Below are 12220 nucleotides of genomic sequence, written 5' to 3'. Positions count from 1 at the left end.
TTATGATACAGACTATTTTATTAAAACAAAGACCCGTAGGCACACCTGCCCTATCGGATTTCGAATTTGTTAAGGAAAATGTGGAACTAAGCCTTAAAGACGGTGAAATACTGTTGGAAACAACATATATCTCTGTAGACCCTTATTTAAGGGGAAGGATGAACGACGCCAAATCGTATGTGGCGCCATTTGAATTAGGTAAACCGATAAGCTCCGGAATTATTGCCCAAGTGGCAGCTTCCAAAAATGAAGACTTTAAAAAAGGTGAATTTGTTTCCGGCATGCTAAATTGGAAAACACAACAGATATCCGATGGAGAAGGTTTATTAAAAGTGGACAAGGACAAAGCCCCCCTAAGTGCCTATTTGGGTGTTTTGGGGATGACCGGACTAACAGCCTATTTGGGCCTCACCCAAATAGGGAAACCTAAAAAAGGAGAAACCTTGATAGTCTCTGGCGCAGCCGGTGCCGTGGGTAGTGTTGTAGGACAAATTGGAAAAATTCTGGGCCTTAGGGTTGTGGGCATTGCCGGTACAGACGAAAAAGTGGAAATGTTAACGTCCAGATTCGGTTTTGATGAAGCCATTAATTACAACACCACTACTAATATGAGGTCGGCTATCCAAGAAGCCTGTCCAGACGGAGTGGATATATATTTTGATAATGTGGGTGGACCTATTTCCGATGCCGTGCTGTTCAATATCAACAAATTTGCACGAATGATTATATGCGGGGCCATATCGGTATATAACAATACAGAAATGCCAAAAAGTGTCAGCGTACAGCCTTTCTTGGTAAAGAACAGCGCCCTGATGCAGGGGTTTATCGTATGGAACTATGCTGATAAATTTCCTGAGGCCATGGAGCATTTAAGCAGCTGGCTCACCGAAGGAAAACTAGACTATACAGAGACTATCGTGGAAGGTTTTGAAAACACCCCACAGGCTTTCTTAGATCTATTTGAGGGTAAAAACAAGGGTAAGATGGTGGTAAAGGCCTAAAACCCTACTATTATTCTATTAACTAAAAAACATCAAGACATGAATATCTTATTTGTATTGACCTCCCATGACAAACTGGGAGACACTGGAAAGAAAACGGGATTCTGGATAGAGGAATTTGCTAATCCATATTATACCCTTTTAGATAAAGGGGCCAATATTACCTTGGCCACCCCAAAGGGAGGTGCTGCACCTATTGACCCTAGTAGCGATACGCCAGAGTCCAGCACCAAGGACACCGAGCGCTTTAAAAAGGATGTGGTTGCCCGTGAGAAAATCAATAATACCTTAGTATTATCACAAATTGACCCCTCAGATTACGACGCCGTTTTTTATCCCGGAGGACATGGTCCCTTATGGGATTTGGCCAATGATGCCGATTCCATTAAATTAATAGAGTCCTTTAATAAACAAGATAAACCCATCGCCTTCGTCTGTCACGCTCCAGCAGCACTAAAAAATGTTAAGAATGTAGACGGTACCCCTTTGGTAAAAGGAAAAAAGGTAACTGGGTTTACAAATTCCGAGGAGGAAGCGGTTCAACTTACCAAGGTGGTTCCCTTTTTAGTGGAAAACATGTTAAAAGAAAACGGTGGAGACTATTCCAAAAAGGCCGACTGGACTGCTTATGCCCTACAGGATGGGAATTTGATAACCGGTCAAAATCCGGCTTCTTCAGAACTGGTAGCCGAAAAATTACTGGATCTACTACATTAAAACTAAGTAATAATAATAATAATAGGTACTTGCAACCCGAAAGGTTTGTAAGTGCCTTATTTTTTGTTGTAACTCCCATTCTTTTCTGTTTTAGAACTACTACTTTAGTGTACTATTTCTCTCTTTAAGTTCCTTAAAGGCCCATTGTAGTTCTTTTGTAACACCTTCAATAGTATCTCCATGATAAAAGAAGTGGTCGTCCCATTGTTTTATAGACGCAATCTGGGTGTTGGTTCCTGTTAGAAAGGCTTCGTCCATTTTCACCACCTCTTCTATGGCTATTGCCTCTTCCATCACCTTTATACCCAACTGGGCACAAAGTTCCAACACAATCTTCCTAGTAATGCCACTTAGGATATACTCATTTTCAGGATGGGTATATACCACCCTATCCCTTACAAAAAACACGTTACTGTGTGAGGCTTCGGTAACCAATCCTTCCCTAAACAGAACTGTTTCGTAGCAGCCCTTTTGGGCTCCATACTCATTGGCCATCACATTTCCCAACAGGGAGGTCATTTTAATATCACAACGAGACCATCTAAAATCGTTCATACTAACCACCTGTGCCAGGACATCATTAATATCTGGTAAGGTCTGAGCAGTAGCATACATCAATATAGTTGGTGTTATTTGATTTGGATAGGCATGTTTTCTTGGAGCCACTCCCCTAGTTATTTGTATGTATAGCAGGCAATCTTTCCCATGCAGTTCTGCTGCATCTAGCAGCTTGGGAATTTCTGTATCCAAAAGCCTAACATCAAAGTCAATTTTAATTTTTTGCAACCCTTCCTGCAGTCGGTCAATGTGGGCCTCCTGGTATAGAAATTGTCCGCCTATTTGCGCCATCACCTCATAAATGCCATCACCAAACAAAAAACCTCTGTCAAATACAGAAATTTTTGCCTCGTCAGGAGCTAAAATGTCTCCGTTCAGATAAACTTTAGGTGGATAAATCTTATTCATGCAATAACTGTATAATATTTAATAATCAATATTTATTCTTTCTAATTTCTGCTACTCCTTAGCTTGGTGATCATAACTCAATACCCGTTTCAACTGCCAAACCCCATTTTGCAGAGTAAAGACATGTGAAAATTTAGCGATTCCCGTAATATAGATGTCTTTATCAGCTTCTTTGATATAAAACTCATGAACCCCATGCTGTATTGCTCCATATAAAACATCATTTTGATATAAGGGAAATACCTCCATGCTACCAGCTACTAATTTACGGATAGGCTTCTTTACCCCATTCCCGCAAATGTTTTGTTTTATTGCTTCAAAAAACGCCTCCTTGGAAGTGCTTAACCCTGACTTATCATGGTAAAACTCAAGGTCCACCGCAATATAGGGCTCCATTTCCTTTAGCTTGCATTGATTAAACCCTTCTACAAATAGAATACTGTCTACTTCCTTAATGGTTTGGTATAGCTCTGAGGACGAGTCTAGCTGTGCATGGCCAAAGGTGTACAATAAAGAAAAAAGGACAATAGTAAAAGCCTGTTGGTAGTAGGCTATATTCCCCATAATGGCAATTTTTAGTGTTACTGCCTTAAAGATAACACCCTTTTTATCTTGTTTGGGAATTTTGGTGTATAAATTACATACCCCATGTTAATACCAAACCCAAAAGGGGCTAAACCATTAAGACAAGTATTTCCAAACTAAAAAGAGACCCTGTACAGGCCTCTTTTTTTTATAATTGATATCAAATCTTTTATTGTGTTATTTTAGTCCCCTTGCTTTAAGCATGGGATCTATCTTAGGTTCTTGGCCGCGCCAATCCTTGTACATTTTCTCCAATGGAAGGGTATTTCCTCTGGAAAGTACCATGTTTCTGAAACGCTGACCATTTTCCCGATTCAGTCCACCATGGGTCTCAAACCAATTGTAGGCGTCGTGGTGCAGCATTTCGGTCCATAGATAAGAATAATAACCTGCTGCATAACCGCTACCAAAAATATGGGCAAAATAAGTTGAGCGATAACGGGGCGGTACGGCGGACACCACATCCAGTTTTGTTCTTCGTAAGGCTTCTTTTTCAAATTCATTGGCATCCGTTATTTCTGTTTCCGAAGCAATGATATGCCATTGCATATCCAAGTTGGAAGCCGCCAAATTCTCTGTAAGACTATAGCCTTGATTAAAAGTACCCGATTGCTTTATTTTATTTATTAGTTCTTGAGGAATAGGCTCCCCGGTTTTATAGTGTAGGGCATAATTCTTAAGTACTTCAGGGTATAATGCCCAATTCTCATTAAATTGGGAAGGGAACTCCACAAAATCCCTTGCCACAGAGGTACCGGAAAGAGATGGATATTGTTGGTCCGCAAAAAATCCGTGCAAGGCATGTCCAAATTCATGGAACATGGTTTCTACTTCGTCATAAGTCAACAAGGCCGGTTCCCCTTCTGTAGGTTTGGGATAATTACAGACGTTATAGATTACCGGTTTTTTCTGGTAAAGATGCGACTGGTTTACAAAATTGCTCATCCAAGCTCCTCCCCGCTTGCTTGGCCTTGCAAAGAAATCGCCATAGAATAATCCCAATTTATCTCCGTTCTCCTCAAAAAGTTCATATACCAATACGTCCTCATGGTAGGTTGGGATATCGGTCCTGACCTTAAAGGTTATACCATACAACCTTTCTGCTGCATAGAAAATTCCTTTTTCCAAAACGGTCTTAAGTTCAAAATAAGGTTTAATCTGATCTTCGTCCAAGTCGTATTTCACCTTACGTACCATTTCTGCATAGTGGTTCCAATCCCATGGTGCCAATGTAAAGCCTCCCCCTTTTTTCCGGATCATATTTTGAATTTCCTCAGCTTCCTGAGCAGCTTTGGCAGTAGCAGAAGGAATCAGTCCGTTAAACATCTTAAAAACATTTTCCGGTACTTTAGCCATAGTTTTCTGTAAGCTCCATTCCGCATAATTACCAAAACCTAACAAGGCACTTTTTTTGGCCCTTAATGCCGCAATTTCAGTGATAATGCCCTTGGTGTCTTGAGGGGTACCATCTGCCCTGTTCCATGCTGCTTTGAATATTTTTTCCCTGGTTTCCCGTTTTTCCAAAGACTGTAACAAAGGTTGTTGGGTGGTGTTTTTTAGTGGAATCTTCCACCCTTTGCCTTCCTTGTTTTCCAAGGATTTTAGCTGCGCCTCCGAAAGACCTTTCAAATCGGATTTTTCCGTAAAGACTACCGCTCCGGCATTATTGGCCTCCAATAAGGTCTTATTAAAGGATGTTACTAAGGTAGCCAAGCGGGAATTGTACATTTTTAAGGTTTCTTTATCGGCATTGGATAGATTGGCACCGGCAATTTCAAAATCCTCAAAATATTCTTCCAATAATTTCATGGATTCCGCATCCAAATCCAGGCTTTCTTTGCGATCATGAAGACTTTTTACACGTTGAAACAATTTCTCATTGAGATATACTGCATCCCTAAGTTCTGAAAATTTCGGCGCCATTTCCTCCTGTACAGCCTGAAGGGTATCATTGGTATGGGCCCCGGTCAGGGCCGAAAAGATATTTCGAACCCGCTCCAAAAGCACTCCGCTTTTTTCCAAGGCCAAAATGGTGTTTTCAAATGTAGCCGCTTCAGGAGTGTTGGCAATTTTATCTATGGCCTCCATTTTTTCTGTAATTCCTTGTAATAGGGCCGGCTTAAAATGACTGTTTTCAATAACCCTAAAATCAGGTGCATGGTAGGGCAAACTACTTTCTTTAAGTAGTGGATTTTCATTAGTATTCATAGTGTTTTGGGAAGTTGATCGGTCAGAGGTTTTGGAGTCCTTACAAGCAGAAAACAAAACCGCCAACAGTAGTATAAAAGAAATATTTTTCATTAAAAAACTATTTTAACAATTGTTTGCTAAGGTAAATAAATTCCGTCTATGTTGGCATTGCCACTCCCATTGTCCATATATTCCTTTTAGTATATTATTATTAAAGAAAAAATTCAAGGAGTACAGTGGTCTGCAGGAAGGATGATTATAGATTAAACAAATCTCCTTATTTGAGTCTTATTCCTAATATTAATGCCGAGATCACTAGGTATAAAAGATTTTGAAATACTGTGGTATACATAAATTTTCATGGACACTACACCTAAGGTTTCCAAAGGGTAACAGGCTACTTAGAAGGTGCTCCAAAACATCAATAATTTCCTATCTTGTAGGCCAAACAACAATAATCATTATGGAGGATTTACTTTTAAAGATAGCCAATATCTTTTTCTACCTCTTTCATACACTACTCATTGCCTTTAACCTATTCGGCTGGCTATTTTCCGCTACTAGAAAACTCAATCTCCTTAGCTTATTGTTAACCTTTGGTTCTTGGGGATTGTTAGGGATATGGAAGGGCTGGGGCTACTGCTTTCTAACAGACTGGCACTATGACATCCTTAATAGGTTGGGGCACTACCAGCTACCCTCAAGTTACATCGCATTCCTGACCCTAAAACTAACGGGATGGTTGCCCCAGGCCGAATTTATTAATACCCTTACATTATGTGCTGCCATTACGGCGCTTTGCTGTTCCCTATGGGCTAACCTGATTGCCCCTATGTCAAAAAGAAAATAATTATCCCATTGCCAAAAATAAATCCAATATAAATTGTATCTTTTTTGGGTTGGAACAAAAGTAAAATTTTACCTTAACCAATATAGAAATACCAATCACTATACCACAATTTTATGCTTACAAAAGAAGAATTGGAGACATTGGACCGTCAGGGATATGTATCCTTGGGGAAATTATTGACCGATGAACAAGTCAAAGCTATAAACAACAGAATTGAAGAACTCCTTGACCACGAAGGCGAAAATGCGGGGTCTGAATTGGCCGAATCCAAATATATACGACACCCCAAAGAGGAAGGTGCTGACCGTTTGGCCGATCTGGTTAATAAAGGAGAGGTTTTTGATGTGTTTTATACCCATCCGCGGGTACTGGCCGGAATTGCTGCCGTACTAGGTCCCTCCTTTAAATTATCTTCCCTTAATTATAGGGCCGCCAAACCAGGTCAGGGCCAGCAGAAACTACATGTGGATTGGGGCAACACCATGGTGGATGGTGTTTATAAGGTATGTAACTCCATATGGTTGCTGGACGATTTTACAGAAAACAATGGGGCTACGCGCATTGTTCCGGGAACCCATAAACTGGGTATACCGCCACAGGAGAAAATGGAAGACCCCAGCCTTCCCCATCCTGATGAAACAATTATCACTGCCCCTGCAGGGTCTGTTTTTATCTTTAATTCCCATGCTTGGCACGGTGGAACCACCAACCTTACTTCTAAACCACGAAGGAGTATCCACAGCTATTTTTGTACTTCGGAACAGCCACAGCAAGTGGACCAAAGGAAATATATTACGGATGAAACTAAAAAACGTATAGGCCCCGATGCGCAAAGAACACTTGACGTTCTATAACCTAAAGGTCTAAACCTTTAATTTGCTTTAAACGATAGGCCTGTTATCCAATAAAGAACAACAGACCTATATATTCGCTTCTATGGTGCTATATTTTGGTTTACCCTAAACAGGTTATTGGGATCGTACTTTTGTTTAACTTCTACCAATTTCCCATAATTCTGACGGTAACTTTCTTTTACCCGTTCCTGCCCTTCCTCCATCATAAAATTGGAATAAGCACCCCCTGAGGAATGTGGATGCAATTCATTGTAATAATCCTTGCACCAATTGGTTATTTTATCGGCATTTGCTGGATCGGGATCTACACCTACAATAACTCCGGCGTATTTTGCATCCCTATAGGCCCACGGGGTATCCTTATCTCCTACCCTAGCTGCTGCCCCACTTATGGGGTATAAATGCATTTGCGAAAGAGGTGTCGGAATTTTTGAACCGTATTTTAAATGCCCAGCCCTAACTTCTGGACCTAATTTATTGAAAAAGTCGGCCCTCCAATACCATTGCATTCCGGGAGGCATAAGTCCATCAAACATTGTTTGAATGGAAGGATAGGGCATTTCACCTACATGTTCAAATTCTGGTTTTTGGGCCAATACAGGTTTAAAAACTTCCTGAAAGGTCTCTGAGCGACCCGTATAGCACCAGACTATTCCACAGAACTTTCTATGGTGCAATGACTCCGGAAAAGGTGCCCCAGGGATGACCATGGTGGCAATAAACCCATTTAGGTCTTCCGGAGCGTCATGAATAAAATCATCAAACCACTCCATTATTTCTTCTATTTTCTCTATGGGCCATAAAGTAGGTCCTCCAAATACATTTTTTAAAGGATGGGCCTGAAATTTGAAGGACGTTACAACCCCAAAATTACCACCCCCACCACGAATGGCCCAAAAAAGATCAGGATGCTGCTTTGCGTTCACGGTTACAAAAGAACCATCGGCCAACACCATATCGGCGTCCAATAAATTATCTATTGTAAGACCGAATTTTCTGGAAAGATAACCTACACCACCTCCCAGTGTTAACCCTCCTACTCCTGTTGTAGAAATCATTCCACTAGGAATTGCCAATCCAAAGGCATGGGTGGCATGATCTACCTCTCCCCAAAGATTTCCTCCTCCCACACGTACGGTATTGTCGGAGGTGTCTACACGAATGGATTTTAGGCCAGACAGGTCTATTACCAATCCGTCATTACAGGATCCCAATCCTCCTCCATTGTGTCCCCCGCCCCGTACTGCCAACAGCAAATGGTTTTCCCTAGCAAAATTTACCGCAGCCATAACATCGGCAACATCCACACATTTGACTATTATTCCCGGACGTTTATCTATCATGGCATTGTACAGCTTGCGGCTATCGTCAAAATTTACATCGGACGGCAATACCACTTCCCCTCTTATTTGTTTTTTAAAGGATGCTATAAGTCCGGCATCCATTTCCGTTACCATTTCCATAATTATATATTTTAGGTGTGTTAATACTTCACTCTTCCGAGCATTCTGCTTCGTTAATTTCTTACTTATTTGACTCTATGGGAAAAGCATCCAAGGGTTCTTCAAAGGCAATGAAAAGAACACATGGATCTGCACCAACACATTTGGCAGTATGTGGCTTGGCTGAGGGACCATAAGCATATGACCCAACTTTCATGGTCTGCATGGGTTCTCCTTCGTAGGTAACCTGCAATTCCCCAGAAACAAGAATCATACGTTCTACCGAGGTATGCCAATGTGATGGTATTTCATAATCAGCAGGGACCTTAAAGAAAATATCCAAATTTTTACTTGCGGGATTACCGTGCAATACGGCTACGGTACAACCTTCGGGCATAAAAGACGTACATCCGCCCCAATCTAAGTCTTTGTCCTCATGGGTCCTCACCAGGGACATTTCCATTCCCTCCCCATATTGGTTTTGGCCATAAAAGGAAGCACTTAATAGCAACAAGGTGGTGAACACCGCTATCTTAAATTTTGAAGAAACAACATTCTTTGTCATGGCTAATAGTTTTAAGGTTAATAATCTGTTTGTGTTAATAAAAGAGTTTACTATTCAATTAAACCTGAACGATTTACGACAGCAGAGTACAACCCAGAAAATATATTGTACACAGTACTTCCCATATGTAAACCCAGGACTTAAGTACAATGATTGGTAATTGCTGGTCTATTTGTTCAGAAAACTAGGAGGGGTGCTTCTACATCCAATACCGTGGTCCTATCTTATTGCCACTAATGGATTTCTTACTTTTAAACAGGTCAAATTATCCTGTAGGTATAGTTGATATCGTTGATATAAAATTAGTACAAATATGGGCGATGAAGGTCTAAATTTTGTTCAATTCATTACAAAATTGAATCATAAGGCCATACAAAAAGAAAAAGTTAGGCCACGTACAGACGCATATAGTCTGAGGGAAGAATTCCAAAAGTATCCATAAAGCATTTTGAGAAGTAAGCCGGACTGTTAAAACCGGTGCTATAAGCTATTTGGGAAATGGTCTTTGTATCTTTATGTAACAATTGTTTAGCCTTATTAAGACGGTATTCCTTGATAAAATTATTGGGCGATTTTCCAATAATAGAGAGCATTTTACGGTATAATTGTGATTTACTGTAGCCCAGGTCTTTACTTAAGTCTTTGGAACCATAATACGGATCTTGCCAATTCTTCCCCATACAGTCCATTAAAGCAATAACAAACCCCTCTTCTCTTGAGCTAAGGGCTTTCATAAACTCACTGTCCAAAATTATATTTTGATTTTCACTCTCATATAATTCCTTCACCTCACTGGACAACAGAATTTTCTCCGAGCCCATATCACTAAAGTGCTCTGCTTTTTTTATGGTATCTTCAAATATGCCATCCTTATCAGTTACCGGAACCCCAGCATATAATCCTATACTTGGCGATAATCCATTTTTGGGCCGGATTTTTGCATGTAATGCCTGGGCGCAATGCACAGCAGCGGTAACGGAATTAAAGGACACTAAAAATTTGTATGTACCTTGTCTTACCACCCTGCCTAAAAAGCGTTGTACCAAGAACTGAATTGTTGCAATACTTTCTCTGGATTCTTTTAATAATTGATCGCGTACCAAGCCTTTAAAGAATTTTCGGTCAACATTAATGACCATTAAGATTCTAAAGGCAGGGTCATTAATAATGTTCAATTCGGTCTTTTTGGACTTTTCAGGATCTTCTATACGTCCTAAAAAGGATTCCACTATGGCACTTTCCACTTCAATTATTCTATGGGGAACATCGCCATGGGCATGATTGTGCATATCTTGAATAGCTTTCCTATTGGGTGCCGCTATAAGACAAAATGCCGTACGGCGCTTTTCATCACACCAATAGGTCATACCCTTGCAGCCATATAAATGCTCTATTTTTAAATCTTCCCTATGCATTTGAGCCACATGCGCTGCGGTAATTTCTTCTGGAATATCATGACGGTCCATGAAAATTGGCATATGCTTTCTTTTGTATACAATTTAGTGATTTTAATCTAGTTATGGATTGTTTTGGTCTATTCATTTTACCAAATACAGAGTACCTTTTATTGGTTATTGCCCCAGACTGGATATTGCAGATTAATTTACGATAAAACCTACTTCCACACCAAACGGGGCCACATGGATAAAGCCTTCAAAGAAACCAATTAACTTGGACTGTGGTGCTTAAATGAATATCTTGTAATAATTAACTATCCACTATTGCCATAGCCTATGAAGCCCATTCATTTCACGGAGAAACTATATGATTATTTAAACAACGAGGAGGACGCAAGAATCTGTAAGGATATTAATGAGGATGCCTGTAAATATACCCCCAGGAATTACTTTTTGCTAATGCTCAGCAACATCTTTACCAAATTGGGCGACACCCTAAGTAACCCCAAAACCGTTTTGGCCTGGGTAATGAGCTATATAAATGCACCTGTATACCTAATAAGTTTTATTGTTCCCATCCGTGAATCGGGCTCAATGCTTCCACAGATTGTAATAGCAAGTTTTATCCGTACCAAGAGTAAACGTAAATGGGTATATGTAATTGGGGCCATACTACAATGTGCATCCATGATCGGTATTGGTTACGTTTCCTTGACCACAGAAGGGGTATTGGCCGGTTGGCTGGTTATTCTTTTCCTAGTGACCTTTAGCCTCTCCAGAGGATTGTGTTCGGTGGCGTCCAAAGACGTATTGGGTAAAACCATCCCTAAGACACGCAGGGGTAGATTAAAGGGATATACTGTTGCCGTATCCGGAATTCTGGTATTGATTGTGGGGCTGTATATGCTGTATAAGTCCAACAGTAATACCGGTATCCTCTTCTATAGCTACCTTATATTTTTCGCTAGTGCCATGTGGTTATTGTCAGCTTTTATCTACTCCCAAGTACGTGAATTACCAGGGGAAACCTCCGGTGGCCGAAATGGATGGAAAGAGGCGTTTAAGCGTATTGATATAGTACGTTCCGATAAACATTTTAGGCAGTTCATCATTGCGCGTTCCCTTCTGTTGTGTTCTGCTTTAACGGCTCCTTTTTATGTGTTATTGGCCCAAACCTATCTGGGAAAGGAGAGCTACCTCTTGGGACTATTCATTATTGCAAACGGACTCGCCTCTGTAATCAGCGCTCCCATATGGGGCAAAATGGCCGATAAGTCGAGCCGAAATGTAATGGCTTTTGCAGCTGTAATAGCCTCCCTCCTTGGAATAATAATGTTTGTTCTTATCAGCTATATACCTTGGGCCCGAAACGAATATTGGTTATACCCTATCGCTTTTTTCGTGCTAGGTGTTGCCCATAGTGGGGTTCGTATGGGAAGAAAAACATATATAGTGGATATGGCCGGCGGTAATAAGCGGACAGACTACGTAGCTGTAAGCAACACAATTATTGGTTTTATCCTACTGATCACCGGAGGGATCAGTGCCGCTGCAGCAGCTATCTCCACCGAAGGTATCATTTTGGTTCTCTCCCTTTTTGGGGTGGCTGGCGCCTATGTAAGCTCCCAATTGCCCAATGTGGAATAACACCCG

At 40.7% G+C, this 12220-nt stretch carries 11 protein-coding genes; 5 read left to right on the top strand and 6 right to left on the bottom strand.

The window, feature by feature from the left end; all coding sequences use genetic code 11:
- Nucleotides 1-2: 2 nt before the first annotated feature.
- Together EHW67_RS17460 and EHW67_RS17455 are read left to right on the top strand one after the other, a co-directional pair.
- A complete protein-coding gene (locus EHW67_RS17460) occupies nucleotides 3-1001 on the top strand; it encodes an NADP-dependent oxidoreductase (protein ID WP_126163672.1) in 999 nt (332 codons plus the stop codon).
- A 39-nt stretch (nucleotides 1002-1040) separates the two neighbouring features.
- Nucleotides 1041-1718 (top strand): type 1 glutamine amidotransferase domain-containing protein, encoded by a 678-nt coding sequence (locus tag EHW67_RS17455; RefSeq protein WP_126163671.1) that lies wholly within the window; start codon nucleotides 1041-1043, stop codon nucleotides 1716-1718.
- Between the two features lie 99 nt (nucleotides 1719-1817).
- Here the strand turns inward: EHW67_RS17455 and EHW67_RS17450 are convergent, their stop codons facing one another.
- The 3 genes from EHW67_RS17450 to EHW67_RS17440 form a co-directional block, all read right to left on the bottom strand.
- Entirely contained in the window at nucleotides 1818-2684 is an 867-nt protein-coding gene (locus tag EHW67_RS17450; protein ID WP_126163670.1) for an aminotransferase class IV, read from the bottom strand.
- Nucleotides 2685-2735: 51 nt separating this feature from the next.
- Nucleotides 2736-3248 carry a DUF4440 domain-containing protein gene (locus EHW67_RS17445; protein ID WP_126163669.1) on the bottom strand — a complete coding sequence of 171 codons (513 nt, stop codon included), beginning with the start codon at nucleotides 3246-3248 and terminating at the stop codon, nucleotides 2736-2738.
- A gap of 198 nt (nucleotides 3249-3446) precedes the next feature.
- Nucleotides 3447-5570: a M3 family metallopeptidase gene (locus EHW67_RS17440; RefSeq protein WP_126163668.1), complete on the bottom strand. Its 2124-nt coding sequence runs from the start codon at nucleotides 5568-5570 to the stop codon at nucleotides 3447-3449.
- A gap of 352 nt (nucleotides 5571-5922) precedes the next feature.
- Between EHW67_RS17440 and EHW67_RS17435 the strand changes: the two genes are divergently transcribed.
- Both EHW67_RS17435 and EHW67_RS17430 read left to right on the top strand, forming a co-directional pair.
- Nucleotides 5923-6309, top strand: a complete 387-nt coding sequence (locus tag EHW67_RS17435) for a DUF2784 family protein (RefSeq protein ID WP_126163667.1) — start codon at nucleotides 5923-5925, stop codon at nucleotides 6307-6309.
- Between the two features lie 113 nt (nucleotides 6310-6422).
- Complete coding sequence (locus EHW67_RS17430; RefSeq protein ID WP_126163666.1) at nucleotides 6423-7163, top strand: phytanoyl-CoA dioxygenase family protein; 741 nt, start codon at nucleotides 6423-6425, stop codon at nucleotides 7161-7163.
- Between the two features lie 80 nt (nucleotides 7164-7243).
- On the opposite strand, the gene EHW67_RS17425 is transcribed toward EHW67_RS17430, so the two are convergent.
- The 3 genes from EHW67_RS17425 to EHW67_RS17415 all read right to left on the bottom strand — a co-directional run bounded on the left by EHW67_RS17425 (nucleotide 7244) and on the right by EHW67_RS17415 (nucleotide 10648).
- Nucleotides 7244-8626 carry an FAD-binding oxidoreductase gene (locus EHW67_RS17425; protein WP_126163665.1) on the bottom strand — a complete coding sequence of 461 codons (1383 nt, stop codon included), beginning with the start codon at nucleotides 8624-8626 and terminating at the stop codon, nucleotides 7244-7246.
- Nucleotides 8627-8687: 61 nt separating this feature from the next.
- Nucleotides 8688-9170, bottom strand: coding sequence for a cupin domain-containing protein (locus tag EHW67_RS17420; RefSeq protein ID WP_238389979.1), 483 nt, complete (start codon nucleotides 9168-9170; stop codon nucleotides 8688-8690).
- A gap of 386 nt (nucleotides 9171-9556) precedes the next feature.
- The gene (locus tag EHW67_RS17415) at nucleotides 9557-10648 is read right to left on the bottom strand and encodes a nickel-binding protein (protein WP_126163664.1); all 1092 of its coding nucleotides are present in this window, start codon (nucleotides 10646-10648) and stop codon (nucleotides 9557-9559) included.
- 255 nt (nucleotides 10649-10903) lie between these two features.
- Between EHW67_RS17415 and EHW67_RS17410 the strand changes: the two genes are divergently transcribed.
- Nucleotides 10904-12214 (top strand): MFS transporter, encoded by a 1311-nt coding sequence (locus tag EHW67_RS17410; protein WP_126163663.1) that lies wholly within the window; start codon nucleotides 10904-10906, stop codon nucleotides 12212-12214.
- Nucleotides 12215-12220 lie beyond the last annotated feature (6 nt).

This window comes from Arenibacter aquaticus (genome assembly GCF_003957295.1).
GTDB classification, from domain to species: domain Bacteria; phylum Bacteroidota; class Bacteroidia; order Flavobacteriales; family Flavobacteriaceae; genus Arenibacter; species Arenibacter aquaticus.
The sequence above is the reverse complement of the archived record's forward strand: the minus strand, read 5'-3'. Positions and strand labels throughout refer to the sequence as shown.

Excerpts from the sequence above, each read along its gene's own strand:
- EHW67_RS17455 (WP_126163671.1), top strand. The coding sequence starts at position 1,041 with ATGAATATCTTATTTGTATTGACCTCCCATGACAAACTGGGAGACACT.
- EHW67_RS17420 (WP_238389979.1), bottom strand. The coding sequence starts at position 9,170 with ATGACAAAGAATGTTGTTTCTTCAAAATTTAAGATAGCGGTGTTCACC.
- EHW67_RS17435 (WP_126163667.1), top strand. The coding sequence starts at position 5,923 with ATGGAGGATTTACTTTTAAAGATAGCCAATATCTTTTTCTACCTCTTT.
- EHW67_RS17430 (WP_126163666.1), top strand. The coding sequence starts at position 6,423 with ATGCTTACAAAAGAAGAATTGGAGACATTGGACCGTCAGGGATATGTA.
- EHW67_RS17445 (WP_126163669.1), bottom strand. The coding sequence starts at position 3,248 with ATGGGGAATATAGCCTACTACCAACAGGCTTTTACTATTGTCCTTTTT.
- EHW67_RS17410 (WP_126163663.1), top strand. The coding sequence starts at position 10,904 with ATGAAGCCCATTCATTTCACGGAGAAACTATATGATTATTTAAACAAC.
- EHW67_RS17440 (WP_126163668.1), bottom strand. The coding sequence starts at position 5,570 with ATGAAAAATATTTCTTTTATACTACTGTTGGCGGTTTTGTTTTCTGCT.
- EHW67_RS17425 (WP_126163665.1), bottom strand. The coding sequence starts at position 8,626 with ATGGAAATGGTAACGGAAATGGATGCCGGACTTATAGCATCCTTTAAA.
- EHW67_RS17450 (WP_126163670.1), bottom strand. The coding sequence starts at position 2,684 with ATGAATAAGATTTATCCACCTAAAGTTTATCTGAACGGAGACATTTTA.
- EHW67_RS17460 (WP_126163672.1), top strand. The coding sequence starts at position 3 with ATGATACAGACTATTTTATTAAAACAAAGACCCGTAGGCACACCTGCC.
- EHW67_RS17415 (WP_126163664.1), bottom strand. The coding sequence starts at position 10,648 with ATGCCAATTTTCATGGACCGTCATGATATTCCAGAAGAAATTACCGCA.